25 protein-coding genes (1 of these 25 running past the window's edge) are annotated in these 26,458 nt (G+C 66.6%); 8 read left to right on the plus strand and 17 right to left on the minus strand.

What is annotated here, in order from left to right; translation table 11 throughout:
* Positions 1-33 precede the first annotated feature (33 nt).
* Together AAHK21_RS17665 and AAHK21_RS17670 are read left to right on the plus strand one after the other, a co-directional pair.
* Entirely contained in the window at positions 34-477 is a 444-nt protein-coding gene (locus AAHK21_RS17665; protein ID WP_023632045.1) for a TadE family protein, read from the plus strand.
* Positions 474-3,110 carry an ATP-binding protein gene (locus tag AAHK21_RS17670; RefSeq protein ID WP_367857910.1) on the plus strand — a complete coding sequence of 879 codons (2,637 nt, stop codon included), beginning with the start codon at positions 474-476 and terminating at the stop codon, positions 3,108-3,110. The genes AAHK21_RS17665 and AAHK21_RS17670 overlap by 4 nt, the downstream gene beginning before the upstream one ends.
* Here AAHK21_RS17670 and AAHK21_RS17675 read toward each other — a convergent pair.
* From AAHK21_RS17675 to AAHK21_RS17705, 7 genes are all read right to left on the minus strand, one after another.
* Positions 3,095-5,050, minus strand: a complete 1,956-nt coding sequence (locus tag AAHK21_RS17675) for a pilus assembly protein TadG-related protein (RefSeq protein ID WP_367857911.1) — start codon at positions 5,048-5,050, stop codon at positions 3,095-3,097. The genes AAHK21_RS17670 and AAHK21_RS17675 overlap by 16 nt on opposite strands.
* A gap of 149 nt (positions 5,051-5,199) precedes the next feature.
* The gene (locus tag AAHK21_RS17680) at positions 5,200-5,760 is read right to left on the minus strand and encodes a DUF4136 domain-containing protein (protein WP_023630953.1); all 561 of its coding nucleotides are present in this window, start codon (positions 5,758-5,760) and stop codon (positions 5,200-5,202) included.
* A gap of 19 nt (positions 5,761-5,779) precedes the next feature.
* Positions 5,780-6,412, minus strand: coding sequence for a DUF4136 domain-containing protein (locus AAHK21_RS17685; RefSeq protein WP_038706830.1), 633 nt, complete (start codon positions 6,410-6,412; stop codon positions 5,780-5,782).
* 20 nt (positions 6,413-6,432) lie between these two features.
* Positions 6,433-7,182 (minus strand): methyltransferase domain-containing protein, encoded by a 750-nt coding sequence (locus AAHK21_RS17690; protein ID WP_046854140.1) that lies wholly within the window; start codon positions 7,180-7,182, stop codon positions 6,433-6,435.
* Positions 7,179-7,484 (minus strand): MazG-like family protein, encoded by a 306-nt coding sequence (locus AAHK21_RS17695; RefSeq protein ID WP_046857688.1) that lies wholly within the window; start codon positions 7,482-7,484, stop codon positions 7,179-7,181. The genes AAHK21_RS17690 and AAHK21_RS17695 overlap by 4 nt, the downstream gene beginning before the upstream one ends.
* Positions 7,485-7,540: 56 nt before the next feature.
* The gene (locus AAHK21_RS17700; RefSeq protein WP_367857912.1) at positions 7,541-8,392 is read right to left on the minus strand and encodes a MaoC family dehydratase; all 852 of its coding nucleotides are present in this window, start codon (positions 8,390-8,392) and stop codon (positions 7,541-7,543) included.
* 2 nt (positions 8,393-8,394) lie between these two features.
* Positions 8,395-9,747, minus strand: coding sequence for a 3-oxoacyl-ACP reductase (locus AAHK21_RS17705; protein WP_367857913.1), 1,353 nt, complete (start codon positions 9,745-9,747; stop codon positions 8,395-8,397).
* A gap of 272 nt (positions 9,748-10,019) precedes the next feature.
* Between AAHK21_RS17705 and AAHK21_RS17710 the strand changes: the two genes are divergently transcribed.
* Together AAHK21_RS17710 and AAHK21_RS17715 are read left to right on the plus strand one after the other, a co-directional pair.
* Complete coding sequence (locus AAHK21_RS17710; RefSeq protein WP_367857914.1) at positions 10,020-11,297, plus strand: acetyl-CoA C-acetyltransferase; 1,278 nt, start codon at positions 10,020-10,022, stop codon at positions 11,295-11,297.
* Positions 11,298-11,356: 59 nt separating this feature from the next.
* On the plus strand, positions 11,357-12,133 hold the full coding sequence (locus AAHK21_RS17715) for a helix-turn-helix transcriptional regulator (RefSeq protein ID WP_038706826.1): 777 nt from the start codon (positions 11,357-11,359) through the stop codon (positions 12,131-12,133).
* Positions 12,134-12,199: 66 nt separating this feature from the next.
* Here the strand turns inward: AAHK21_RS17715 and AAHK21_RS17720 are convergent, their stop codons facing one another.
* From AAHK21_RS17720 to AAHK21_RS17735, 4 genes are all read right to left on the minus strand, one after another.
* A complete protein-coding gene (locus AAHK21_RS17720; protein WP_367857915.1) occupies positions 12,200-14,146 on the minus strand; it encodes a methyl-accepting chemotaxis protein in 1,947 nt (648 codons plus the stop codon).
* A gap of 197 nt (positions 14,147-14,343) precedes the next feature.
* Positions 14,344-14,748, minus strand: a complete 405-nt coding sequence (gene cueR / locus AAHK21_RS17725; RefSeq protein ID WP_023631307.1) for a Cu(I)-responsive transcriptional regulator — start codon at positions 14,746-14,748, stop codon at positions 14,344-14,346.
* Positions 14,745-17,144, minus strand: a complete 2,400-nt coding sequence (locus AAHK21_RS17730) for a heavy metal translocating P-type ATPase (protein ID WP_367857916.1) — start codon at positions 17,142-17,144, stop codon at positions 14,745-14,747. Before AAHK21_RS17730 ends, cueR begins: the two co-directional genes overlap by 4 nt.
* 54 nt (positions 17,145-17,198) lie before the next feature.
* Complete coding sequence (locus AAHK21_RS17735) at positions 17,199-17,585, minus strand: hypothetical protein (protein ID WP_023632214.1); 387 nt, start codon at positions 17,583-17,585, stop codon at positions 17,199-17,201.
* Between the two features lie 146 nt (positions 17,586-17,731).
* Between AAHK21_RS17735 and AAHK21_RS17740 the strand changes: the two genes are divergently transcribed.
* Both AAHK21_RS17740 and AAHK21_RS17745 read left to right on the plus strand, forming a co-directional pair.
* Positions 17,732-17,929: a heavy-metal-associated domain-containing protein gene (locus AAHK21_RS17740; protein WP_023632213.1), complete on the plus strand. Its 198-nt coding sequence runs from the start codon at positions 17,732-17,734 to the stop codon at positions 17,927-17,929.
* A 158-nt stretch (positions 17,930-18,087) separates the two neighbouring features.
* A complete protein-coding gene (locus AAHK21_RS17745) occupies positions 18,088-19,269 on the plus strand; it encodes a multidrug effflux MFS transporter (protein WP_046854146.1) in 1,182 nt (393 codons plus the stop codon).
* Here AAHK21_RS17745 and AAHK21_RS17750 read toward each other — a convergent pair.
* Positions 19,220-19,417, minus strand: coding sequence for a hypothetical protein (locus tag AAHK21_RS17750; RefSeq protein WP_367859001.1), 198 nt, complete (start codon positions 19,415-19,417; stop codon positions 19,220-19,222). The two genes, AAHK21_RS17745 and AAHK21_RS17750, sit on opposite strands and share 50 nt — an antisense overlap.
* A gap of 492 nt (positions 19,418-19,909) precedes the next feature.
* Here AAHK21_RS17750 and AAHK21_RS17755 point away from each other — a divergent pair, with 492 nt between their 5' ends.
* The gene (locus AAHK21_RS17755) at positions 19,910-20,620 is read left to right on the plus strand and encodes a transcriptional regulator (protein WP_367857917.1); all 711 of its coding nucleotides are present in this window, start codon (positions 19,910-19,912) and stop codon (positions 20,618-20,620) included.
* On the opposite strand, the gene AAHK21_RS17760 is transcribed toward AAHK21_RS17755, so the two are convergent.
* The 5 genes from AAHK21_RS17760 to AAHK21_RS17780 form a co-directional block, all read right to left on the minus strand.
* Positions 20,617-21,567: an adenosine deaminase gene (locus tag AAHK21_RS17760; protein WP_367857918.1), complete on the minus strand. Its 951-nt coding sequence runs from the start codon at positions 21,565-21,567 to the stop codon at positions 20,617-20,619. The genes AAHK21_RS17755 and AAHK21_RS17760 overlap by 4 nt on opposite strands.
* A gap of 87 nt (positions 21,568-21,654) precedes the next feature.
* On the minus strand, positions 21,655-22,341 hold the full coding sequence (locus tag AAHK21_RS17765; protein WP_367857919.1) for an SDR family oxidoreductase: 687 nt from the start codon (positions 22,339-22,341) through the stop codon (positions 21,655-21,657).
* Between the two features lie 447 nt (positions 22,342-22,788).
* A complete protein-coding gene (locus tag AAHK21_RS17770; protein ID WP_046854150.1) occupies positions 22,789-23,373 on the minus strand; it encodes a YigZ family protein in 585 nt (194 codons plus the stop codon).
* Positions 23,374-23,382: 9 nt separating this feature from the next.
* Entirely contained in the window at positions 23,383-24,045 is a 663-nt protein-coding gene (locus tag AAHK21_RS17775) for a TetR/AcrR family transcriptional regulator (RefSeq protein ID WP_046854151.1), read from the minus strand.
* Between the two features lie 85 nt (positions 24,046-24,130).
* The gene (locus AAHK21_RS17780; protein WP_046854152.1) at positions 24,131-25,048 is read right to left on the minus strand and encodes a LysR family transcriptional regulator; all 918 of its coding nucleotides are present in this window, start codon (positions 25,046-25,048) and stop codon (positions 24,131-24,133) included.
* 119 nt (positions 25,049-25,167) lie between these two features.
* Here AAHK21_RS17780 and AAHK21_RS17785 point away from each other — a divergent pair, with 119 nt between their 5' ends.
* Positions 25,168-26,458, plus strand: the 5' portion of a protein-coding gene (locus tag AAHK21_RS17785) for an aspartate aminotransferase family protein (RefSeq protein ID WP_046854153.1). It continues 56 nt past the right edge of the window; the window shows 1,291 of its 1,347 coding nt (coding positions 1-1,291); the start codon lies at positions 25,168-25,170; its stop codon lies off the right edge, out of view.

A 26,458-nucleotide genomic window follows, 5' to 3' on the forward strand; every position in this document is an offset into this window, starting at 1 on the left:
CAGACAGGTCTCACAGTCAGGGTAGACGCGAACATGAAAGCAGGCCCGGCGGGACAACAAAAAGGCGCGGCTGCCATCGAGTTTGTCGCGGTATTCATGGTGTTTTTCGCGGTGTTCTACGGCCTGGTCAGCTACGCCCTGCCAATGCTCATGCTGCAGTCGTTCAACCAGGCCAGCAGCGAGGCGGTGCGCCGTTGCGTGGCCGTGGACCCGAGCAGCCAGACCTACGAGCTGGACGTGCAGGGGCTGGCTCGCCAGGTAATCGGCCAGCAATTGGCGTGGATGCCCAATGCGCTGGGCTTCAATGTGAACACTGATACCCGGGTCACCGTGGGCACGGACAAGGTGCTGACGGTGGTGATCGACTATCCCCGCGAACGCCTCAACCGGGTCTTGCCAACCTTGTTGCTGCCCGTGATCGGTGATGTGCCCAAGCTGCCCGCGCGGCTGCAGGCCCAGGCGAGCCTGCAACTGTGAGTGGTGGTCTGTTCGACCGCTGGTTCGCCGCGCCGGCCCCCGCCCAGGCGCCCGAGGCGACACCCGCCGTCGGCCTGCAACTGTGGCTCGACGACCAGGCGCGGGTGCTGCGCCTGGCCGGCCCGCTGCGCAGCTTGCTGGCATTGCCCGGCCAGGCTGGCGCACGGGTGCACGACTACCTGGAGCGACACAGCTGGCTGGTGCTCGAAGGCCACCCCGCGGACTGGCAGGGGCAACCACTGGACCTGGATTTCCATACGGTCATGGGCCACGCCCTGCACACCCGCGGTTGGCTGCAACGCCACGAGCAGGGCTGGATGCTGCAACTGTTCGATATCGGCGACCTGCTCCGCGAGCAGCGCTGGGATCGCCAGCGGCCACTGCTCGGGGAGATTGGCCATGCCCTGCGCGAATGCGGCGCCGAGCGCCTGGCGCAGACGGTGCGCGAACAGTTGCGTAGCCTCGCTGAACACTGGCAGGCCGCCGCATTGCGCCTGGTGCTGCGCGAGCCGGGCGGCTGGCGCCACTTCGCCAGCAGCGACGATGCCTGGCCCTGGCCCGATGACCGTCGGTTGCGGGACAGGCTGGACCAGTGGCCGGCGCAGACCCTGATCGAGGTGCGCGACGACCCTGATCTGCTCGCCCTGTGCGGAGGCGCCTCGCTGTTCCTGGTGCCCTATCGGCAAGGGCTGGAGGCCGAGGCCTGGATGTTGTGCGCCGGGGCGCACCAGGTGCCTGCGGTCGACATGGCCATGGCCCTGGTGCGCAGCCTGACCGAGCCGCTGCTGGTACGGCATCGCCGCCTGCAACTGCAGCATCAGGCCCATCACCTCGACGACCTGCAGCAGCAGTTGGGCGCGGGGTGGTGGGAGTGGCCGGCGCACGGCGACCTGCAGTTGGACCCGGCCCTGGCCGCAGCCCTTGGTTTCGACAACCGGGTCGGCCAGGCCCAGTGGCTTGCCCGCCTGCACCCGGCCGACCGCGAGCCGGCGCAGCTGGCCTTGGACCAGGCCCGTGCCGGGCAGGCGTTGAGCCTGGGCGTGCGTCTGCTGGACCGTGACCCGCTCGCGGCGCCGCGCTGGTTCCATTGGGCTGGCCAGGGCCGGGGCGGCCAGTTGCGCGGTTTCCTGCTCGATATCAGTGCCCTCAAGGCCCAGGAGCAACAGGCCGGCGCGGCCCGTGCGCGGCTGGAGAACCTGATTGCCCGCTCACCTGCGGTGATCTACGTGCAACGCTATGCCGAGGGTGCGCTGCACAGCGATTTCTACAGCGCCAGCCTGGCGCCGTTGCTGGGTTGGGAGGCCGACGGCGAATTCGCCCGCCAGCCGGGCCTGGCGGTACATCCCGACGACCGTCCGCTGTGGCTGGAGCGTACCCGCAGCCTGCTGCGCGATGGCCTGGTGCGTTGCCGCTATCGCCTGCGCGACCATCTCGGTGGTTACCACTGGATGCTCGACGAGGCCCGCCTGCTGCGTGACGACCTCGGCCAGCCGCTGGAAGTGGTCGGCCTGTGGCTGGACGTCAGCGAAGCCACCGAGGCCGCCGAGCGCATGCGCCAGAGCGAGGAACGCTACCGGGTGCTGGTGGAGGACTCGCCGGCAATGATCTGCCGCTATCGCCCGGACCTCACCGTGCTGTTCGGCAATCGCCCGCTGGCTGATTACCTGGGCTGCACGCCCGAGCAGTTGCAGGGCGCGGACCTGGGGCAATGGCTGTCCGCCGAGCAGCGTGATGCGTTTCTCCATCGCCTGCGGGGACTGACGCCCGAGCAACCGATGAGCAGCGCGGAGATCTGCCTGCAGTTGCCTGGCCGTGAGCATGCCTGGTGGGTCTGGGCCGACCGCGGCCTGTTCGACGGCGAAGGCCGCCTGCTCGAGGTCCAGGCCGTGGGCCGTGACAACACCGAGGTGCGGCGCAGCCAGCAACAGTTGTTGCAGGGGGCCAAGATGGCCACCCTCGGCGAGTTGGCCACCGGCTTGCTGCACGAGATCAACCAGCCGCTCAACGTGATGCGCATGGCGGTGGTCAATGCGCTCAAACGTCTGGAGAACGGCGCCGCCGATCCGGCCTACCTGGAGGACAAGTTGCGTCGCATCGAGGCGCAGGTAGAGCGAGCGGCCCGGCTGGTCGAGCACATGCGCGTGTATGGCCGGCGTTCGACGGTCGAGCGCGAGCGCTTCGCCGCCTGGGGCGCGGTACAGGGCGCCCATGCATTGCTGGAGGAGGGCCTGCGCGGCAAGGGCGTGGCGCTGCAGCTGGAATCGCCCGAGGCGATGCCACAGGTGCTCGGGCATCAGGACCAGCTGGAGCAGGTGCTGATCAACCTGATGGTCAACGCCCGCGATGCCTTGCTGGAGCAGCAGGTGGCGCAGCCCTGGATCCGCGTGCGCCAGGCGCTGCATGGCGAGCGCCTGTGGCTGCTGGTGGAGGACAATGCCGGCGGCATCGATGCGCGGCTGCACGAGCGGATCTTCGAACCCTTCTTCACCACCAAGCCGGCTGGTGTCGGCACCGGCCTGGGGCTATCGGTCAGCCATGGCATCGTCAGCCAGATGGGCGGCGAGCTGAGGGTGAGCAACACGCCCGGGGGCGCGTGCTTCTGCATCGAGCTGCCGGTTCACTGCACCAGCTGAGCGTGGCCGCTGGAGCAACTGAGGTTGGCGCCGACCTCGGCGCTGGCCAGGTCGATGCCCAGCACCTTGAGCAAGCCGTTGACCAGTGGATCGAGCAAGGGGCTGAGCAGATTCCTGATGATCGGCTCGAGGATGTTCTTCACCCCGTCCAGCAGGCCGGCGGTGAGCACCAGCACCTGGCCGAGGCCACTATTGGCGGTGGGCCTGTAGGCTTCCAGATGAACACCGGCCAGGGTGCCGGACAGGCTGCCCACCACCTGGGCCTGGTCGCTATCCATAGGCTTAAACATCGGGTCCTGGCCGATAGTGCGTGGGGCATAGTCGCCGTCGAAGACCAGCGGTTTTTCCGTCGGGCCGCTGCCGAGCAGCTTGGTGTCCACCCGCAGGCCGATACCGCCGCCGGCATAGGGCACGCGTGTACCGCAGGACGGCGGCAGGATCAGCAGGCGGCTGCAGACATTGGTGCCGATATCGATGACCGGCAGGGCCTGCACTTTCACCAGGTCAGGCCCCTTGCTGAGGAAGTCAGCCGGTGAGTCGAACTTGCCGATCGCGATCCTCGCCGCCGAGCGCTGGGTGAGGGTGGTCAGGCTCTTGGGCGCGCAGCTGTAGTTGTCAGGCGGGGCTGGGCGCAGGCGGCTGGTGCCTTCGGCCACTTCGATGCCGATATCGATATGCATCTGGCTGTCCAATAGCTTGATGTCGCTGACCTTGCACGGGATGCCCAGGGCGCAGGTCAGCGACTGTACGGTGCCCAGCAGGTTCAGGCTGAGCAGGTTGTTGAGCACGTTGGTCAAGGGCGCCGCCAGGTCCAGCACGGCGTTGAGCAACCCGGCGATACCGCTCAGCAGGGGCAGGTCCAGTGATACCAGCGCGCGGATCTGCGCGGTATGGACGCGCAACTCATCGCTGCGCGGGTCGCCCACGGCGGAGTTCTGTGGAGGCTGGATCACCTTCAGGTACACGCGGCCGTTGATCAGGCCCAGCACGTTGATGGGGATCTCGGCATTCACCGCTTGTCGATTAGCCGCCAGTTGAATCATGGCCTGGACCAGTTGCAGCACTTGCACGTTCGCGTCCAGGCCGGCCTGGACGGTGCCGGTCTGCAGGTTGAGCAATTGTCCAACGGTGATCGGCCCTTTCAGGTCCGCGGCGAGTTTGAGCAGATTGCCGGTCACCTCCACGGCGGCACCGCTTTGCTGCAGTACCTTGACGGCGACGTCCAGCAGCTTGTCGGCGGTGGTCTGGAGGTTCAGCAGTTGCTGGTAGTCGCCCAGGTTCAGGTGCAGGTCGGTGGACAGTGCGTCGAGGTAATCGAGCAGGTTGAGCTGGGTATCGGCGATGCCTTGCCAGCCCAGCACTGTGAGCTGCGTGCTGGCGCCGATGGCCTTCAACAGGGCGTTGAGAATGGCCGACTGCATCGAACTGACCTGCAGCAGTGTGCTGCGTATGCTCAGCATTGCCTGGGGCGGCCCTGGGTTGGCAGCCACCGCGCTGGCGCGCAGGGTGGTGGTGCGGGCGATGGCACCGCCCTGCACCAGCGCGTAGATGCCACCGGCGAAGCTGGTGACCACCACATTGCTGACCTCGACCTTGATCGCCTCGTTGCGCTGATTGTCGGCAGTGAAGGTGCGCAGGTTGTCATTGCCGGTGCGCAAGTAGCCGCAGCTGGCGATCAGCGGGTTGAGTGGCGAATGGCCGTTGCGGGTGGCGGCGGTGCGGGCCAGGGTGGATGCCTGCGGGCCGCTGCCGGTGCAGGCGCCGTCATGCTCGGCGGCTTCCAGCGCGGCCATGTCGGCGATGCGTTGCAGCTTGCGTTGTTCGAGGTAGAGGCGGCCGCTGTCGACGGTCAGGAGCATGAACACCAGGGCCAGGCCCATGGTCAGCGCGGCCATCAGGCCGATCGCGCCGCGTTGGCGCACAACGGAACGGGGAACCACGGGCACTCCTTTGCCGGCCTGGGGCCCGGCAGCGCGGCGGCGGTGCAAGGAGTGTAGTCAAGGTGATGGCAAGTTGCCTTGATCGAAGTGCCCCGCCCCTGCGGCGCATCGCGGGGGCGGGGCAGCGGGTTTGCCCGGCGATCACAGGCTCAATGTGGCGGATAGTTGCTCAGCACCTGGGTCACGGTCTTCTGGATCGCCGCGTTGCGCTCCTGCGGGCTGGGTGGGTAGTTGTTCATGATCTGTTCGGCGCTGCCACGCCACACCAGCTTGCCGTCACGCCCGTCGAACAGGTCGACCTGGATGGTCGCCACCTTGTAGTCGACGCTGCGGGTCTCGTTGTACATCGGCCCGCCCCAGTAGCCGCCCCAATAACCGCCCCAGGCGCCGCCGTAGTTGGTGGTGATCTGCTGCTGGCGGTCTTCGACGATCAGGTACGCGCGCACCTTCACATCGGCCCGGGCACTGCCCTGGACCGGGCGCAGACCACGCTGGTCGAGCTGGCCGGCGACCGCCTGGCGGATGCGCTGCTCGGTCAGGTCGCTCTTGATCCGCGGATCGTCCGGACGGTATTGCAGGGCCGGCTCCTGCCAGGCCCAACTGCGGTAGGCGGCGAAGTCGCGGCTGGCATCGAAGTCCTGCTGCACGTTGTTACTCGAACAGGCCGCCAGCAGCAGGGCGAAGGACAGAAGTACGAGACGGCGCAACATGATGGTTCTCCGTAAAGGGTCAGCTGGGAGGATAGCCGCTCATCGCCTTGCTCACCGACTCGCGCAGGGCGCTTTCGCGTTCACGTGGCGAGTCCTTGTCGCTGCCGCTTTCGGCGCTGGCGCTCCACACCGGCTGGCCGTTGCGGGCATCGAACAGGTCGATGCGCACCACCATCACCTCGACCTGGTAGGTGCGCACGATCGGCACGCTGCCGTAGGCGCCATAACCATTGCGGTAGCCGCCGTAGCCGACGCTGCCATAGGGGTAGGGGCCGTAATAGGGATCGTAGTCATAGTCGCGCACCTGGCGCAGGCGCCGCTCCAGGCGCACGTCGGCGCTGACCAGCAGGTCGGCAGGGGCATTGTGGGCCGGGCGCAGGCCGTGCTGGTCGAGGGCGCTGCTTACCGCGTCGGCCAGCTGGCCCGGCGTGGCGTTCGCCAGGCCGCCGGGGGGCTGGCTGTTGCGCCAGCTCCAGCTGCGGTAACGGCCATAGTCGCGCGGTGGCGTGGGGTAGGCGCTGGCGTCGAAGGTACCGGCGGCTTGCGGCGGTGCCGGTGGCAGCGGCTTGCCGCTGGCGACATAGGGGTTGCTGCCCTGGCAGGCGGCCAGGGCGAGGGGGAGCAGGGCCAGGCAGAGCAGACGGTACGGCATGTATCCTCCTGGCGGGCGGGTCAATGGGGCCGGCAGATCCAGTGCAGGTAACGACCCAGGCCGGCGAAGCTGGGGTGGCGCCGGTGCGCCAGCTCCATCTCCAGCAGGTCGAGCAGCTCGGCCTTGGCCTGGAACTCCTTGGGCATGTAGTCGTGGAACACCCGCACGCCGCTTTCGCTTTCGACCTGCCACATGGGATCAAGTTGCGCCTTGAGCTCGCGTGGATCAAGTGGTTTCTGTGGCGTCAGGCTCTGCTTCTCGCCGGCCAGGCGGTTGTGCCGCAGCTTGCGGAAATGCCCCTTGAGCAGGTTGCGGTAGACCAGCGCGTCGCGGTTGTAGAAGGCCAGCGACAGCCAGCCGCCCGGCGCGGTCAGCTGGTGCAGCACCGGCAGGATGCTTTCGGGTTCGGCCAGCCATTCGAGCACCGCGTGGCACAGCACCAGGTCGTATGGCTCGGTGAGCTGGCCAAGCAGGTCCTGCCAGGGCGCCTGGATGAACGTGGCCTGCTGGCCGGCCTCGGCGAAGCGCGCACGGGCACCGTCGAGCATCGGCGCGGCGGGCTCGGCGAGGGTCAGTTGGTGGCCACGCTGGGCCAGCCACAGGGCCATGTGGCCCAAGCCGGCGCCGATATCGAGTACCCGCAAGGGCCGGTCGGGCAAGGTTTCGGCCAGGTCGGCCTGGAGCACCGCCAGGCGGATCGCCCCTTTGGCGCCGCCATAGATCTTCTCGGCGAAGCGGCTGGCCAGCTCATCGAAATGACGGTCGTTCATTTGGCGAAGCGCCTCTCGCTGTCGGCGAGCTTGGCCCGCACCACCTCGTTCATGTCCAGGCCAAGCTCGCTGCACAACAGCAGCAGGTAGAGGACGATATCGCCCACTTCCTGGCCGGCGTGGGCAAGCTGGTCGGCAGGCAGCTGGCGCGACTGGTCTTCGCTCAGCCACTGGAAGATCTCCACCAGCTCGGCCATTTCGACGCTGGCGGCCATGGCCAGGTTCTTCGGGCTGTGGAAACCCCGCCAGTCGTTGGTGTCGCGGATGCGGTGCAGGCGTTCGGTCAGTTCTTGCAGGTTCATCGGGATCTCCTCGTGGCGCATAGCTTCCGGCGAGGTTCCTTGCAAAGCAAGCCCGATCAGAGCGCGCGCCAGTTGCCGAGCATGTGCACCAGCCCACCGTGGCCATCCAGGCGCAGCGCGCCGGCCGGACCCGCCTCGCTGGCGCTCAGCACTACTTCCGAAGGCAGTCGCACCGGCTTGTGGAAATCCACCGCGAATTCATAACCGGCTTTTGGCAGGTGCCCCTGCAGCGCGGCCAGCGCCATGGCCTTGCTCCACATGCCGTGGGCGATGGCCCTGGGGAAACCGAACAGCCGTGCGCTGAGGCTGCTCAGGTGGATCGGGTTGTAGTCGCCGCAGACCCTGGCATAGCGCCGGCCGATGTCGCTGTCGGCGTACCAGCGGGTGGCCTCGGGCAATGCAGCGGGTGCCTGCGCGGTGGCGCTGGCGGCCTGTTGCTCGAGCTTGAGGCCGCGCACCAGCATGCGGCTGGTCTCGCGCCAGAGCAGCCCGAGCCCGTCCTCGGCCTCGGTCACCAGGTCGAAGGTGCCGCCCTTTTCGTGGGGCTGCAGGTTGTCGGCGTACACCGCGAAGCGCAGCCCATCGATGCCGCCCAGCGGGCGCAGCACCTGCAGGCTGTTGTGCAGGTGCACCAGCCCGAGCAGGGGGAAGGGGAAGTCGTCGGCGGTAAGCAACTGCAATTGCAGGCTGAAGGCCATGACGTGCGGATAGGTGCCCGGCAGGCGGCCGTCATCGGCGAAGTGGCAGAGCCGGCGATAGGCCGCCAGGTTGGCGCCATCGACCCGCAGGTAGCAGCGCAGGCCAGGCTCCGGCAACTGGCTGCCACGGATCTTGCGTCTGCCGAGTGCGCGCAGGTAGAGGTTCAGGCGTGAGTCGGGGCTGTGCAGGTCGTGCCAGGGTCGGGTCATGGTCAGGCTCCCATCAAGGCCTGGCCACAGACCCGCAGGGCCTGGCCGTTGACTGCGCCGGAACCTGGCTGGCTGAGCCAGGCGATGGCCTCGGCGACATCCTGCGGCAAGCCGCCCTGGCCGAGTGAGCTCAGGCGCCGGCCGGCCTCGCGCAGGCCCATGGGCATGGCCGCGGTCATGTGCGTCTCGATAAAGCCCGGCGCCACCGCGTTGATGCTGGCGCCCTGTTCGGCCAGGCGCGGCGCCCAGGCCTGGGCGAAACCGATCAGCCCGGCCTTGCTGGCCGCGTAGTTGGACTGGCCGCGGTTGCCGGCGATACCGCTGACCGAGGCGAGCAGGGTGATACGGGCGTCGCGCTGCAGTTTGCCACCTTCGAACAGCGCCTGGGTCAGCACCTGCGGGGCCTTGAGGTTGACGGCCAGCACCGCGTCCCAGTATTCCGGGGTCATGTTGGCAAGAGTCTTGTCGCGGGTGATGCCGGCGTTGTGCACCACGATGTCCAGGCCTTGCGGCAAGGCTTCGAGCAACTGCGCGGCGGCATCGGCGGCGCAGATGTCCAGGGCCAGGGCGCGGCCGCCCAGGCGTGCGGCGAGGGCGTCGAGGTCGCGCTGCGCCTGGGGCACGTCGAGCAAGGTCACCTCGGCGCCATCGCGGGCCAGTGTTTCGGCGATGGCCGCGCCGATACCCCGCGCGGCACCGGTGACCAGGGCGTGACGGCCGGCCAGCGGGCGGGTCCAGTCTTCGACCTGTGCAGTGCACGCCGACAGGCGCAGGACCTGCCCGGAAACGAACGCACTCTTGGGCGAGAGGAAGAAGCGCAGCGCACCTTCGAGCTGCTCTTCGGCGCCGTCACCGACATACAAGAGGTTGGCCGTCGCGCCGTTGCGCAACTCCTTGGCCAGCGAACGGCTGAAACCCTCCAGGGCGCGTTGGGCGACACTGGCTTGCGCATCGTCCAGGCTTTCCGGGGCGCGCCCCAGAATCACCACATGGGCGCTGGGGGCCAGGCTGCGCAGCAAGGGCTGGAAGAATTCGCGCAACTGCTTGAGCGCATCGCTGTCGGACAAATGACTGGCATCGAACACCACGGCCTTGATTTTCGGTCCCAGGCCCGCGACCCAGGCGGGGGCGTCGAGCGCTTCGGCGTCGAAGCCGTAGCAATCGGCGGTCAGGCGTGGGGCGATTGCCGCGACCTGGCTGGCCAGCGGGCCGCCACCGAGCACCAGCGCGCCCTCGATGGGGCGCAGGCGCCCGGCCTGCCAGCGCTCCAGCGGCACCGGGCGCGGCAGGCCGAGGGCATCGACCAGTTTGCGGCCAAGGGTGGAGTTGGCAAAGCCCAGATAGCGGTCGCTCATGTACGGTTCTCCCTGAAGGCAAGCATGCAAGTGTGGACCAACTTTGTGGAAGGATCGTTCGAATAGCCGAAAAGAACCTAGGCTTTGTACGAAAAGTGCCTGCGCGACGATCATGCTGCGTTGAAAACAGGCTCGGAATGCTCATTGACACTCGTCAAGTCGGGCGCGACCCCGGCCGTTCCTCGCCTGTTTTCGCCTTGCCTGATCGCCGCTCGGCGACTTTTCGTACAAACCCTAGTCTTAAGGCTCAAATTGTTTCAGGAGGAACAGGCATGCAGTCAATTCGCCGGGTCGCGATCCTGGGGGGCAACCGGATTCCCTTCGCCCGCTCCAATGGCGCCTACGCCAAGGCCAGCAACCAGGCGATGCTCACCGCCGCCCTCGAAGGCCTGGTGGAGCGCTACCGCCTGCATGGGCTGCGCCTGGGCGAGGTCGCGGCGGGGGCGGTGCTCAAGCACTCGCGTGACATGAACCTGACCCGCGAGTGCGTGCTCGGCTCGCGCTTGTCGCCGCAGACACCGGCCTACGATATCCAGCAGGCCTGCGGCACCGGGCTGGAGGCGGCGTTGCTGGTGGCCAACAAGATCGCCCTGGGGCAGATCGACAGTGGCATCGCCGGCGGTGTCGACACCACCTCGGATGCCCCCATCGCGGTGAGCGAAGGGTTGCGCCAGATCCTGCTGCAGGCCAACCGTGGCAAGAGCCTTGGCGAGCGCCTCAAGCCTTTCCTCAAGTTGCGTCCGGGCCTGCTCAAGCCCGAGCTGCCGCGCAACGGCGAGCCGCGCACGGGGCTGTCGATGGGCGAGCATTGCGAGCGCATGGCGCAGACCTGGCAGATCGAGCGCGGCGACCAGGATGCGCTGGCGCTGCTCAGCCATCAGCACCTGGCGGCGTCCTATCGTGAGGGATGGCACGACGACCTGCTCACGCCTTACCTGGGCCTGACCCGCGACAACAACCTGCGCGCCGACCTCACCCTGGAACAGCTGGCCAAGCTCAAGCCGGTGTTCGAGCGCAGCGGCCTCGGCACGCTCACCCCGGGCAACTCCACGCCGCTGACCGATGGTGCCTCGCTGGTGCTGCTCGGCAGCGAGGCCTGGGCCGAGGAACATGGCCTCAAGGTGCAGGCCTACTTGGTCGACGGCGAGGCGGCGGCGGTGGATTTCGTCCATGGCCAGGAGGGCCTGCTGATGGCGCCGGTGTACGCGGTGCCACGGCTGCTGGCACGCAACGGCCTGACCTTGCAGGACTTCGATTTCTACGAAATTCACGAAGCCTTTGCCGCCCAGGTGCTGTGCACCCTCAAGGCCTGGGAAGATGCCGACTACTGCCGCACACGGCTGGGGCTCGATGCGCCACTCGGTGCGATTGACCGTACCAAGCTGAATGTGAAGGGCAGTTCGCTGGCCGCGGGGCACCCGTTCGCAGCGACGGGCGGGCGGATTCTGGCGAACATGGCCAAGCTGCTCAGCGAGCGGGGCAAGGGGCGCGGCCTGATCTCCATCTGCGCGGCGGGCGGGCAGGGGGTGACGGCGATCATCGAGCGATAGGTTCGGCGTTGACTGCGATGGCTGATACCCTTGTCCGTCCCGAGACACCAGGCCCCATCATGTCGACTATCGGCCCGCGCCCCATCCCCACGCTGGACCATTTGCCCAGGCCGCTCTACGCCCGTGCCGAGAGCCTCGGCGCCGGCTCCTGGACCACCCGCCACCGCCACGACTGGGTGCAGTTCTCCTACGCCATCAGCGGGGTGCTTGGCGTGTACACCAGCGACGGCAGCTACTTCGCCCCGCCGCAATGGGGCGTGTGGATCCCGGCCGGCACCGAGCACGATGTGGTGACCTCGATGCAGGCCGAGATGCGCAGCCTGTATGTGCGCAGCGATGCCTGCCCATGGTCGCCCAGCGAATGCCGGGTGCTGGAGGTCACGCCGCTGGCGCGCGAACTGATCAAGCAGTTCTGCACCTTCGCGGTGGCCTATCCGGAGGGCGACAGTGCCGAGGCGCGGCTGGTGGCGGTATTGCTGGACCAACTGCGCACTCTGCCGCAGGTGGGCTTCTCGCTGCCGTTGCCGCGTCACCCCGGTTTGCTGGCGCTGTGCAATGGGCTGATCGCCGCGCCCGACCAGGTGCAGACCTTGCAGCAGTGGGCCGTGCAACTGGGGGTGTCGGAAAAAACCCTGATGCGCCTGTTCCAGCGCGAGACGGGACTGAGCTTTCGCAACTGGCGCCAGCGCATGCGTCTGCTGACGTCGCTGGCGCTGCTGGAAGCGGGGGAGAGCGTCACCCAGGCGGCGCTGGGTTGCGGTTATGACTCGACCTCGGCCTACATTGCCGCGTTCAAGCAATTGTTCGGGGCGACGCCGGGAGAGCTTCGCCTGTAGCAGGTAAAAGGCCGGTCGGTGGGCAACCGCGCCTCTACAAGAGCGCGGGTGCCCACCGACGGCGACTCAGGTCCTGAACCTGCGCACCAGCGCATCCAGCTCGTTGGACAACCCGGCCAGGCTCTCGGAGTCCTGACGCGCCGCCTGGGCCAGTTCCGCCACCAGTTGGGCATCGCCATGGATCTGGCTGATGTGGCGGTTGATGTCCTCGGCCACCTGGTGCTGCTCCTCGGCGGCGGTGGCGATCTGGGTGTTCATGTCGCGGATGACGTCCACCGATTCGCGGATCTGGCCGAAGCTGTCGCGGGCCAGGCCGATACGGCTGACCGACTGCTGCGACACCTCGATGCTGGCGTGCATCTGCTCGGCGACCTGGGCCGTGCGGCTGGCCAGGTTGCCCAGCAGGCCGTCGATCTCGGCGGTGGAGTCGGCGGTGCGCTTGGCCAGGGCGCGGACTTCGTCGGCGACCACGGCAAAGCCGCGGCCCTGCTCACCGGCGCGGGCGGCCTCGATGGCGGCGTTGAGCGCCAGCAGGTTGGTCTGCTCGGCAATCGAGCGGATGGTGCCGAGGATCGACTGGATGGCATTGCTGTCGCGTTCCAGTTGCTGGATCGACTGCGCCGACTGCTCGATTTCCTGGCTCAGGCGATCGACGCTCTGTACCGCCGCGTCGATCTGCTGCTGCCCTTCGCGGGCCTGCTGCTGGCCGCTGTCGGCCGATTGCGCGGCCTGGCTGCAGGAGCGGGCCACTTCGTTGGCGGTGGCGACCATCTCATGGAAAGCCGTGGAAACCATGTCCACCGCCTCGCGCTGGCGCCCGGCGGCTTCGGCCATGTCGCCGGAGACGCGGGTCGAGCTGTTGGAGGTGCTGAGGATCTTGCTCGCCGCACCGCCGATGTGCTGGATCAGGCTGCGGATGGCGCCGAGGAACTGGTTGAACCAGCTGGCCAGCTGGGCGGTTTCGTCGCGGCCGCGGATCTCCAGGTTGCGAGTCAGGTCGCCTTCGCCCTGGGCGATGTCCTCCAGGCCGCTGGTGACGCTGTTGATCGGGCGCACGATGAGCTTGGCGAACGCCGCGCCCACCACGGCGAACACGGCGGCCAGGATCAGCGCGACGACGCCGATCAGCCAGGTAAGGCGGGTGGTGGTCTGCATCACTTCGTCTTGCTGGATCAAGCCGATGAAGGTCCAGCCGAGTTTCTCGTCGGGGTAGACGTTGGCCATGTAGCGCTCGCCGTTCAACTGCACTTCGGCCAGGCCCTTGCCGGCCTTGGCCAGCTCGGCGTAGCCGTCGCCCAGGCTGGCGAGCTGCTTGAAGTTGTGGCTGGCGTCGCGCGGGTCGACCATCACGTTGCCGTTGTTTTCCATGAGGATCAGGTAGCCGCTCTCGCCCAGCTTGATCTGCTTGACGATCTCGGTCAGGCCCTTGAGCGAGACATCGATGTTGACCACGCCGCCCGGGTTGCCCAGCGTGTTGGCCACGGCGCGCACGGTGCTGACCAGCACGGCGTCGTCGCCGGCCCAGTAGTAGGGCGCGGTGCGCAGGGTCTTGCCGGGGTTGGCCATGGCCGCCTGGTACCAGGGGCGGGTGCGTGGGTCGTAGTTGGCCATTTTCGGATCGCCCGGCCAGAACGCGTAGCCGCCGTCCTTCAAGCCGTAAGACACATAGGCGTAGTCCGGGTGGCTCTGCGCCAGGCGGCTGAACAGGTCGAACAGCGCCTTGTCCTGCTCGCCGGGGGCGATGCTGGCGGCATCGGCGCTGATGTGCTTCTTGACGTTGTCAGCGCTGGCCGCCACCAGGGGCTGCGCGGCCAGGTAGTCGACGTTCTGGGTGATGCCCTGGAAGAAGATGTCCATGGCATTGCCGACCTGGCGAATCTCCCGGCTGCTGTTGTCGAGAAAATCATCGCGGGCTTCGCCGCGCAGGTTGAGCACCACCAGGGTGGCGACCAGGACGATGGGCAGGCCGGCGATGATGGCGAAGGCCCAGGTGAGTTTCTGCTTGATGTTCATCCACGCTCCCAGAGTTGTTCTTGTCGTTGCACGAGGCTGTAACAGTGCATCGGCAAAGCCTGGGTTTTATGTAGGCGAACTCCCGTATTTATTGGGTGAGAAGGCTATTCAAGGGGATATCGGTCGAGGCTGGCTAATATGGCATACCAAAAGGTGTCCGCAGGAACGGCATACTGCCGCTCCCGCAGACGATGCCCTCAGTGACAGCAGCCGCTGCCATTGGCCAGGTCCTTGAGGATCGGGCAGTCCGGGCGGTCATCACCCTGGCAGTGGGCCACCAGCTCACCGAGGGTGTCGCGCAGGCTCACCAGCTCTTCGATGCGCTGGTTCAGCGCGTCGATATGCTGCATGGCCAGGGCCTTCACGTCGGCGCTGGCGCGCTGGCGGTCCTGCCACAGGGTCAGCAGCTTGGCGACTTCGTCCAGGGAGAAGCCCAGGTCCCGCGAGCGCTTGATGAACGCGAGGCTGTGCAGGTCTTCCTGCTGGTACAGGCGATAGCCGCTTTCGCTGCGCGTGGCGGGGCGCAACAGGCCGATGGACTCGTAGTAGCGGATCATCTTGGCGCTGAGCCCGCTGCGGCGGGCGGCCTGGCCGATGTTCATGGCGCCTCCTTGTCGATGGCGGTGGGTTTCCAGGTTTTCAGCCACAGGGCGTTGCTGACCACGCTGACGCTGGACAGGGCCATGGCGGCGCCGGCCAGTACCGGGTTGAGGTAGCCGAGGGCGGCCAGGGGGATGCCGACCAGGTTGTAGATGAAGGCCCAGAACAGGTTCTGGCGGATCTTCGCATAGGTCTTGCGGCTGATGTCCAATGCCGCAGGCACCAGGCGCGGATCGCCGCGCATCAGGGTGATGCCGGCGGCCTGCATGGCCACGTCGGTGCCGCCGCCCATGGCGATGCCGATATCGGCGGCGGCCAGTGCCGGGGCGTCGTTGATGCCGTCGCCGACCATGGCCACCACGCCTTGTTGCTTGAGCGCGGCGACTGTAGCCGCCTTGTCCGCCGGCAGCACTTCGGCATGCACGTCATCGATGCCCAGGGCGTCGGCCACCACCTTGGCGCTGCCACGGTTGTCGCCCGTCAGCAGGTGGCTGCTGATGCCACGCGCATGCAGCGCGTCGATGGCCGCACCGGCGCCGGGCTTGAGGCTGTCGCCGAAGGCGAACAGGCCGAGCACGCGAGGGTGCTGGCCGCGTTCGATCAACCAGGACAGCGTGCGGCCCTCGGCTTCCCAGGCCTGCGCACTGTCGGCCAGGTCGCCCGGCGGCAGGCTGTTTTCGTCGAGCAGGCGGCGGTTGCCCAAGGCCAGTTCACGGCCATCCACCTGGCCGGCGATGCCGCGACCGGTGAGGGACTGGCTGTCAGCAACCTGTGGCACGTGCAGGCCTTGTTCGGCGCAGGCGTCGAGTACCGCCCTGGCCAATGGGTGCTCGCTGCCGCGTTGCAGGGCGCCGGCCAGGCGCAGCAACTCGCCGTTGTCGCCGCTGCTGGCCCGGCTATGGACGATGCGCGGGCTGCCCGAGGTGAGCGTGCCGGTCTTGTCGAACACCACGCTGTTCACCGCATGGGCACGCTCCAGTGCTTCGGCGTCCTTGATCAGGATGCCGTGGCGGGCGGCGACGCCGGTGCCGGCCATGATCGCGGCGGGCGTGGCCAGGCCGAGGGCGCATGGACAGGCGATCACCAGCACGGCGACGGCATTGATCAGGGCGGTTTCCAGCGGCGCGCCGGCCAGCCACCAGCCGACCAGGGTGATCAGCGCCAGCACCAATACTGCCGGTACGAACACCTGGCTGACCCGGTCGACCAGCTTCTGGATGGGCGCCTTGGCCGCCTGGGCGTCCTCGACCAGGCGGATGATGCGCGCGAGCACGGTCTCGGTGCCCAGGGCCAGGGTTTTTACCAGCAGCCGGCCTTCGCCGTTGATGGCCCCACCGGTTACCGAGTCGCCAGGCGCCTTGGGCACGGGCAGGCTTTCGCCGCTGATCAACGCCTCGTCGGCATGGCTGCTGCCTTCGAGCACTTCACCATCGACCGGGAAGCGCTCGCCGGGTTTGACCAATACCAGGTCGCCCAGGCGCAGCTGACTGATCGCCACCTCTTCCTCGCGCCCTTCGATGACCCGCACCGCCCGTTCCGGGCGCAGCGCCTCCAGCGCCCGGATGGCACTGGCGGTCTGGCGCTTGGCGCGGCTTTCCAGGTACTTGCCCAGCAGCACCAGGGCGATGACCACCGCCGAAGCTTCGAAATACAGATGCGGTTCCATGCCGTCGTGGGCGTTGGCCCATTGGTACAGGCTCAGGCCGTAGCCGGCGCTGGTGCCCAGGGCGACCAGCAGGTCCATGTTGCCGGCACCGGCGCGTACGGCCTTCCAGGCGGCGACGTAGAAGCGTGCGCCGAGGATGAACTGCACCGGCGTGGCCAGCAGGAACTGCGCCCAGGCCGGCAGCATCCAGTGCACACCGAAGGGTTGCGCCAGCATCGGCAATACCAATGGCAGGGCCAGCAGCAGGGCGGCGCCGACCGCCAGGCGTTCGTTGCGCAGGCGGCGTTGGGCTTGGGCCTGGTCATCGTCGGCGGTGCGCGGCAGGCTGGCGCTGTAGCCGGCCTTTTCCACCGCGGCGATCAACACGCCGTCATCGACAGCCTGCAAAACTTCGAGGTGGGCGCGTTCGCTGGCCAGGTTGACGCTGACCTGCTCGACCCCCGGCAGCTTGCCGAGGGCGCGTTCGACACGGCCGGCGCAGCTGGCGCAGGTCATGCCGCCGATCTGCAGTTCGAGGGTGCGGGTGGGGACGCTGTAACCGGCGTCGCGCACCGCGCCGACCAATGCCGGCAGGCTGTCGGCCGGCGCCTCGACGCGGGCCTGCTCGGTGGCCAGGTTGACGCTGACATGTTCGGTGCCGGTGACCTTGCGCAGGGCGCGTTCGACCCGACCTGCGCAACTGGCGCAGGTCATGCCGCTGATCGGCAGGTCGAAGGTGGTGGATGCGGGCATGGCTCTCTCCTCCGTGGATAGGCCTTCAGCATCAACCTTGCCATGCGGGCAAGGTCAATAGCCCAGGTTGGCTTGCCTCAATTCCAGGCCCTTGTGCCCTGTGGCGATGCGGTACTTCTTGATCTGCCCCGCCTGCAACGTCAGGCGCGTGCTGCGCTGGTCCTCGATACCCGGGGCGCAACCGGGCATCTGCCCGGGGAGCAGGCGCAAGCGTACATCGACCGGGCCCGGTGGCAGGTTGAACGAGGTCGATTGCTCCTGGAACAGCCGGCCGGCCAACTGATCGTTGAGGTAGATACCGATCTCGCAACTGCTGGCCACTTCCAGACGTTCCCGGGAAATCATCAGCACGCTGTAGTCCGAATTGCCTTCGGCGCTGGCCGGTGGCACCACGGCCAGCGCGCCCAGCAGTCCGACTAGGCTCATTGCTGCCCTGATCATGAAGAATCTCCTGCTTGCCAAAATCGTCAAAGGCGCAGCTTGGCCGAGCCGCGCAAGGATTTCCAGCCCGGCCGTTTGACGCGGAACTTGACCTTGCCCCGATGGCAAGGCTGAAAGTAGACAAAACCCACAAGGAGGCAACCCCTATGCAAGTGTTCAATGTACAAGGCATGACCTGTGGCCATTGCGTGAAAGGCGTGACCCGTGCGGTGCAGGAGCAGGACGCCGCGGCGCGGGTGGAAGTGGACCTGGCGGCAAAGCAGGTGCGTGTGGACAGTGCCCTGGCGGCGGATCAGATTCTGGCCGCGATTCGTGAAGAGGGGTATCAGGCCGAGGTGGCCTGAACGGCTGGATTGTCCAGCTGAAGCATTTCTGTAGAAGCGGGCTGCCCGGGCAAGTCCGCGTCTACAGAAATACAGGCCAATTATTACAAAGGTTTTCAACGCCCAATGATCCAGTGCAGGTAGACTACCTGACTTGCTTAGCCTGCTATGGATTCTCCATGAACCTGCGAACCTTGCTGATTCTCGGCGCCCTCAGTGCGTTCGGGCCTTTGGCGATCGACTTCTATCTGCCGGCCTTCCCGGCCATGGCGCATGCCTTCGCCACCGACGAAAAGCATGTGCAGGCGACCCTGGCCGCCTATTTCCTCGGCCTGTCCCTGGGCCAGCTTGCCTATGGGCCAGTGGCCGACCGATTCGGCCGGCGCATCCCGCTGTTGTTCGGGGTCGGCTTGTTCACCGTGGCCTCCCTGGCCTGCGCCTATGCCCCAAACCTCGACAGCCTGATCGTGGCGCGCTTCGTCCAGGCCCTGGGCGGCTGCGCCGGCATGGTGCTGTCGCGGGCGATCGTCAGCGACAAGTGCGACGCGGTGGCCTCGGCCAAGGTGTTCTCGCAATTGATGCTGGTGATGGGCCTGGCGCCGATCCTCGCGCCGATGCTCGGTGGCGTGCTGGTCAATGTATCCGGTTGGCAGTCGATCTTCCTCGCCCTGAGCCTGTTCAGCGCGGCCTGCCTGGTGGCCGTCGGCCTGGGGCTGCCGGAGAGCTTGCCGGCCCATGTGCCGCGCCAGCCTTTGTCGGGCGCGCTGCGCCAGTACCTGCGGCTGTTCGGTGACCGGGTGTTCGTCGGTCATGCGTTGACTGGCGGCATCGCCATCGCCGGGATGTTTGCCTACATCGCCGGTTCACCGTTCGTGTTCATCAAGTTGTACGGGGTGCCCGCCGAGCACTATGGCTGGTTGTTCGGCACCAACGCCGCAGGCTTCATCCTGATGGCCCAGGTCAATGCGCGCCTGCTGGCCAAGCGCGGCCCGGCGTTCCTGCTGGCGCGGGCAGTGTGGCTGTACCTGGTGGCGGCGCTGGCGCTGCTGCTGGTCGCGGCGCTGCGCCCTGCGCAGTTGTGGCCGTTGCTGGTGCCGTTGTTCGTATGCATCGCCAGCCTCGGCTGCATCATCCCCAACGCCTCGGCCTGCGCCATGAGCGGGCAGGGCGCGCGGGCCGGCAGCGCCTCGGCGCTGATGGGCTGCCTGCAGTTCAGCGTCGCCGCGGGCGCGGCAGCGCTGGTCGGGGTGCTGCACGATGGCAGCGCGGTGCCCATGGCGCTGGTGATCAGCCTGTGCGGTGCGCTGGTGGTCAGTGTCGCAATGCTGACCCGCCGACTGCAGGCCAACCGGCCTGCGTGAGGGGGTGGGGCGCGTTCAGGCGCGCCTCCAGCAGGGCGACAAACGAGCGTGCCTCGGCCTCGCTACGGAAACTCACCACATGCTGGTCGAGCTGGACCTGCCAGGGGCAAGCGGGATTTCGGTTCGACGCACTGACGACAATCTTCATCGCGATCCACCTCCAGTGAGCGGGAGCGGATCTAGTGTAGCGCCGCCCCCGGCGCTCGCCATGACCAGGATCAGTCCCCTGACTGACGGTCATGGCGGCCTGAAGTAGGGAGACCTTCTGTTTTGCAGGGCAGAAGTTTTTACCGTGGCTATCGGACTTTTCCAGCTTCTTGATCATCGCTACCAGCCACGTTCCTGGCGCAGCCACAGTAGAACGGGGGCATGAGCCGCGTCTGCGGCGTGGCGCACTGACTAACGCATCTTCCAGAGCGGTGCTCGGGGGGCAAGCGACGACCCATTTCGGGCCTGCCGCCCTCAAGGCGAGCCTCCTCCAGCGGCTTATACTGCCTCAGGCGCCCAATGCCAGCGTGAGATCCTTCCTGGCCTGGCGCTGACCATCCGGCACACGAACAATCCCGTGCTTGCCCGCACAGGCGGCAGGGCGTCGGCGCTTATCGCCGCCAGACGGTTTACATCAGGGAGCTTCAGTTTCATGACCGCAGTCCGCAGCATCAGTCAGGTTGCCAGCCTGATGGCCGAACCCAAGCGCAGCGCCATGTTGTGGGCGTTGATCGATGGCACCCCGCGTGCGGCGGACGAGCTTGCCGTGATCACCGGCCTGAGCACTTCCTCGGCCTGCGCGCACCTGTCGCTGCTGTCCAGTGCCGGCTTGCTCAGGCACGAGGCGCGTGGGCGCAAACGCTTCTTCCGCCTGGCAACGCCGGAGGTCGGCACCGCGGTGGAGGCCCTTGCCAGCGTCCAGTTGGCCAGCCGCTCAGCCGGGGGGCAGAGCACCTCGCTGCAAATCCCCCTGTCGATGCGCAAGGCGCGCCTGTGCGGCGACCATCTGGGTGGTGAGGTGGCTGCCGCGCTGCTGCATCGGCTGCATGCAGCCGGTTGGTTGGAGGGCAGCGAACAGCAACTGGCCGTGAGCCAGGAGGGCAAGGGGCAACTGGAGGCGCTGGGGGTATTCATCGACGCACTGGCCGCCGCCGACCGGCGTGGCTACGTGATCTGCCACTGCAGCAAGTGGGACGATCAGGGCCCGCACCTGGGCGGTTACCTGGGCAAGGCATTGCTCAGGTTGTTCACCCAGTCGGGCTGGGTGCGTGAGCAGGAGGGCAGCCGGGCGGTACACCTTACACCGCTCGGCCAGCAGCAGATCAACGCGATCGCCTGCCTGCCCTCGCGCCAGGCCGGTTAGCGCACCAGGCGTGCGTCCAGGCTGTTCTGCGCCAGGCGGCGTGCCTGGTCCTGGGTCATGCCCAGATGCTCGTGCAGGGCATGGAAGTTTTCGGTGACGTAGCCGCCGAAGTAGGCCGGGTCATCGGAGTTGACCGTGACCTTCACGCCTCGCTCGAGCATGTCGAGGATGTTGTGCTGGCTCATGTGGTCGAACACGCACAGCTTGGTGTTGGACAACGGGCAGACGGTCAACGGAATCTGCTCGTCGATGATGCGCTGCATCAGGCGTTCGTCCTCGATGGCGCGTACGCCGTGGTCGATACGCTGGATCTTGAGCAGGTCGAGCGCTTCCCAGATGTACTCGGGCGGGCCTTCCTCGCCGGCATGGGCCACGGTCAGGAAGCCTTCGCTGCGGGCGCGGTCGAAGACGCGCTGGAACTTGCTGGGCGGATGGCCTTTTTCCGAGCTGTCCAGGCCTACGGCGACGAATGCATCGCGGAAGGGCAGGGCCTGGTCGAGGGTCTGCTGCGCCTCGTCCTCGCTCAGGTGGCGCAGGAAGCTGAGGATCAAGCCACTGGAGATGCCAAGCTGTTCACGGCCATCCTTGAGTGCGCCGGTGATGCCATTGAGCACCACCTCGAACGGGATGCCCCGGTCGGTGTGGGTCTGGGGGTCGAAGAACGGCTCGGTGTGGATAACGTTCTGCGCCTTGCAGCGTTGCAGGTAGGCCCAGGTCAGGTCGTAGAAATCCTGCTCGGTACGCAGGACGCCGGCGCCCTGGTAGTACAGGTCGAGGAATTCCTGCAGGTTGTTGAAGGCATAGGCGCCGCGCAGGGTTTCGACATCGGCCCAGGGCAACGCGACCTTGTTGCGTTCGGCCAGGGCGAACAGCAGTTCGGGCTCCAGCGAGCCCTCCAGGTGCATGTGCAGTTCCGCCTTGGGCAAGGCGTTCAGCCAGTCATACATGTGTGCAATCTCGATCAGGTACGGTTGGCCGCCATTCTACAGGGCCTGGCCGGGCAATGCGCCCATCCAGGCCCGCAAAGCCCCGGATCACCAGGTGAGCGATTCGCCCTTGTAGTTGATGAAGCGCAGGCCACCGTTGCCGCGCTGCGCCTTGATCTGCTCGAGCATGCCACGGGTGCTGGTGAGCACGTCGATCTCGGCATTCTCGCCGCCCATGTCGGTCTTCACCCAGCCCGGATGCATGGCCAGTACGGCAAGGTCGGGGCGCTGGAGTTCGACCGCGAAGCTGTTGATCATCGAGTTGAGGGCGGCCTTGCTGGCCTTGTACAGGCAGATCTCGCCGCCGTCGGGGATGGTCACGCTACCCAGGATCGAGCTCATGAAGGCCAGCACGCCGCTGTCTTTGCGGATGAGTTCGGCCAGGCGTCGGGCCACGCGGATCGGCGCCACGGCGTTGGTCATGAACAGATCGCCGATCTGCTGCACCTGCACGCTTTCCAGGTCCTGTGGCAGCGGGCCCATGACTCCGGCGTTGACGAACACCAGGTCGAACACTTCACCTTGCAGGCGCTGCTTGAGCCCGTCGAGCTGGGCGGTGTCGTTCATCTCCAGGCGCTCGATACGCACACCGGAAACCTCGCGCAGAGCGCCTGGCTGTTGCGGGTCGCGCACGGTGGCGACGACATTCCAGCCGTCTTCGCGCAGGCGTTGCACCAGCCCGAGGCCAAGGCCTCGGGAGGCGCCGATGATCAGGGCGTTCTTGTTTGCGGTCATTGCGATACTCCATATCAAAGGCGGGGCGAGCGCTGTTGTGCATGGTTTCGCTCGCCGCGCGACAACGGGGTGATTGCCCTCCACCGGGAAAGGCCTGGGTGACGAGCATAAACCAGGTGCCTGACGCTTGCCTTGTGGAGGCTGGTCAAAAAACGATCGATTGCCTGGAAAGCCTGTGGGCGCTGGGCCTGGCGCTGTAGTTCACGGGTTATCCACAAGCCGCTCCACAGTAATTGTGTGCAAGCGCAGCGGGCCTGAAAATGGCGGTTTGGGGGCGGGCTTACATTGAAAGCTGGGGATAACTCACAGTCTTTCAGTCACTTGTGTCGGTGTCACACAAATGTGATCAAAATATGCTCAATGCTTCGCAGGCCTTGTCGCACAAGGCCTGTATCAGCTTGCCCCAAGCTTATCCACAGGCAGGCCCACAGTAGTTGTGGGCAACGCTCACTCTCTTTCCAGCAGGATGCGACCGCGGCTCAGGTCGGCGAGTTGCTGCTGCAGTACGTCGAGGTGGCTTTCACCCAGGGCGATGCGCAGGTCGACGCCGTTGGCGGTGAACTGCTCGTCCAGCACCACGCCGTCCACCTCAGCCAGGCGCAGCTTGAGCAGCGCCAGTTCGCTGAAGGTGCAACTGCAACTGAACGCGCTGCGCTGCACCAGCACACGCTTGGGTGCCTGCTGCAGGCATTTGTTGGCGCCGCCACCGTAGGCCCGGGCCAGGCCACCGGTGCCCAGCTGGATGCCGCCGTACCAGCGGATTACCAGCACCACCACCTGGTCGCAGTCCTGGGCTTCGATGGCGGCGAGGATCGGTCGCCCGGCCGTGCCGCCCGGTTCGCCATCATCGCTGCTGCGGTACTGGGCGCCGAGCTTCCAGGCCCAGCAGTTGTGGGTGGCCGCCAGGTCGCTGTGGCGTTCGATGAAGGCCATGGCCTCGGCGGGGCTGCCGATCGGGCCGGCGAGGGTGATGAAGCGGCTCTTGCGGATTTCTTCGCGCAATTCGCAGAGCTCGAGCAGGGTAGAAGGCATAAGTCCGGGTCAGGCGGGCGTGCTGATGCCGCAGCCTTTGAGAATGATGTGGATAAGATTGTTGCTGGCGTCTTCCATGTCCTGCTTGGTCAGGCGGCTGCGGCCGGTGACCTGGCAGATCTGGGTGGCGAAGTCGGCGTAGTGCTGGGTGCTGCCCCAAAGCAGGAAGATCAGGTGCACCGGATCTACCCGGTCCATCTTGCCGGCGTCCATCCAGGCCTGGAACACCGCGGCGCGGCCACGGAACCATTCCCGGTAGTCGGCGCTGAAGTACTCGCTCAGGCACTCGCCACCGCTGATCACTTCCATGGCAAAGATCCGCGAGGCCTGCGGGTTGCGCCGGGAGAACTCCATCTTGGTGCGGATGTACTGGCTGAGCGCCTCGGCCGGGTCGTCCTCCACGCTCAGGGCGTTGAAGGTGCTGTCCCACAGTTCGATGATGTTGCTCAGCACCGCGATGTACAGGCCCAGCTTGTTGGTGAAGTAATAATGCAGGTTGGCCTTGGGCAACCCGGCCTTGAGCGCGATGGTGTTCATGCTCGTGCCCTTGTAGCCGTGGCGGGCGAACTCGTCCTCGGCGGCCTGGATGATGGCCTGTTCGTTCTTCTGGCGGATGCGGCCGGCGGGCTTGCCCGAGGTGGGGGAGCGATGCGCAGGGACTTCTAGGGTCATGGACGATTCCGGGCGGGTCGTTACGGATGTCCGACAGATTACCTGCCTGTGGCGAAGTGACAAGCATTAGCGTCAGGGACAGGCATCAGCGTGTCGCAGCCAGGCTCTCGAGGAAGCTTTCCAGCACCAGGTTCGGCCGCCGCCCCTTGCGCGTCACCCAGCTCAGACCCAGGTCATAGAAGCGTTGGGCAGGCTTCAGCGCGCGCAGGCGCCCCTGCTGCACCCAGAAGCTGGCGTAGTGGTCGGGTAGGTAGCCGATGTAGCGGCCCGTCAGGATCAGGAAGGCCATGCCTTCGCGGTCCGAGGCGCTGGCAGTGCAGTGCAGGGCCTGGTAGTGCGCCTGGATGTCGGCGGGGAGGCGGAAGGTCGGGGCGATCGCGTCCTGGGCGTTGAGGCGATCGTCATCGATCTGCTGGTCGTCGGCGTAGAACAGCGGGTGGCCGACCGCGCAGTAGAGCAGCGAGCGCTCGCTGTACAGTGGCTGGTATTCGAGGCCCGACAGCGGGCTGGTCTGCGGAACCACACCCACGTGCAGGCTGCCGTCGAGCACACCTTGCTCGACCTGGCTGGGGGCGATCATGCGGATCTGGATGCGCACGTCGGGGCCGCGGTCCTTGAGTTCGGCCAGGGCGTGGGTGATGCGCATGTGCGGCAGGGTGACCAGGTTGTCGGTGAGGCCGATGTTCAGCTCGCCGCGCAGGTGCTGGTGCAGGCCATTGACCTCGGTGCGGAACGACTCCAGGGCGCTGAGCAGTTGCAGCGCCGAGTGGTAGACCTCGCGCCCCTCCTCGGTCAGCGAAAACCCCGCCCGGCCGCGCTGGCACAGGCGCAGGCCCAGGCGTTGCTCGAGGTCGTTCATCTGCTGGCTGATGGCCGAGCGGCCGATGCCCAGGACGTTTTCCGCCGCCGAAAAGCCGCCGCACTCGACCACGCTGCGGTAGATCTTCAATAGGCGAATGTCGAAATCGCTGACTTGGGCGAGGGGATCAGGGCGTCGGCTCATTAGTTTAGTTATCCGCTGACTGAAGGTTAGAAATGCTGGGTTTTTCGAACTTTATCGCCGTGACAACTTAGCTGCAACAACACCCATCGTTGCCTAATCGTCTTTCGAGGAACCGCCCGATGAACATGCCCGAATCCGCTCAAGCCGGTCTGGCCAGCCAGCTCAAGCTGGATGCCCACTGGATGCCGTACACCGCCAACCGCAACTTCCAGCGCGACCCGCGGCTGATCGTGGCGGCCGAAGGCAACTATCTGGTCGACGACAAGGGCCGCAAGGTGTTCGACGCCCTGTCGGGCCTGTGGACCTGCGGCGCCGGGCATACCCGCAAGGAGATCAGCGAGGCAGTGGCTCGCCAGGTCGCTACCCTCGACTACTCGCCGGCCTTCCAGTTCGGCCACCCGCTGTCGTTCCAGCTGGCCGAGAAGATCGCCAACCTGGTGCCGGGCGACCTGAACCACGTGTTCTTCACCAACTCCGGCTCCGAGTGCGCCGACACCGCGCTGAAAATGGTACGTGCCTACTGGCGCCTGAAAGGCCAGGCCACCAAGACCAAGATCATCGGCCGTGCCCGTGGCTATCACGGGGTGAACATCGCCGGCACCAGCCTGGGTGGCGTCAACGGCAACCGCAAGCTGTTCGGTCAGTTGCTGGACGTCGACCACCTGCCTCACACCGTGCTGCCGGCCAACGTGTTCAGCAAGGGCATGCCGGAAGAGGGCGGTATCGCCCTGGCCGACGAGATGCTCAAGCTGATCGAGCTGCATGACGCCTCGAACATCGCCGCGGTCATTGTCGAGCCGCTGGCTGGTTCCGCGGGTGTGCTGCCGCCGCCGAAGGGCTACCTCAAGCGCCTGCGCGAGATCTGCAGCCAGCACAACATCCTGCTGATCTTCGACGAAGTGATCACCGGCTTCGGCCGCATGGGCGCCATGACCGGTGCCGAAGCCTTCGGCGTGACCCCGGACCTGATGTGCATCGCCAAGCAGGTCACCAACGGCGCCATCCCGATGGGCGCGGTGATCGCCACCGGCGAGATCTACCAGACCTTCATGAACCAGCCGACCCCTGAGTACGCGGTGGAATTCCCCCACGGCTACACCTACTCGGCGCACCCGGTCGCCTGCGCCGCCGGCATCGCCGCACTGGACCTGCTGCAGAAGGAAAACCTGGTGCAGTCCGCCGCCGAGCTGGCGCCGCACTTCGAGAAGCTACTGCACGGCGTCAAGGGCACCAAGAACGTCGTCGACATCCGCAACTACGGCCTGGCCGGCGCGATCCAGATCGCCGCGCGCGACGGTGATGCCATCGTTCGTCCGTACGAGGCGGCCATGAAGCTGTGGCAAGCCGGCTTCTATGTACGCTTCGGTGGCGACACCCTGCAGTTCGGGCCGACCTTCAACACCCAGCCAC

This window comes from Pseudomonas sp. TE50-2, assembly GCF_040813665.1.
Lineage (GTDB): Bacteria > Pseudomonadota > Gammaproteobacteria > Pseudomonadales > Pseudomonadaceae > Aquipseudomonas > Aquipseudomonas soli.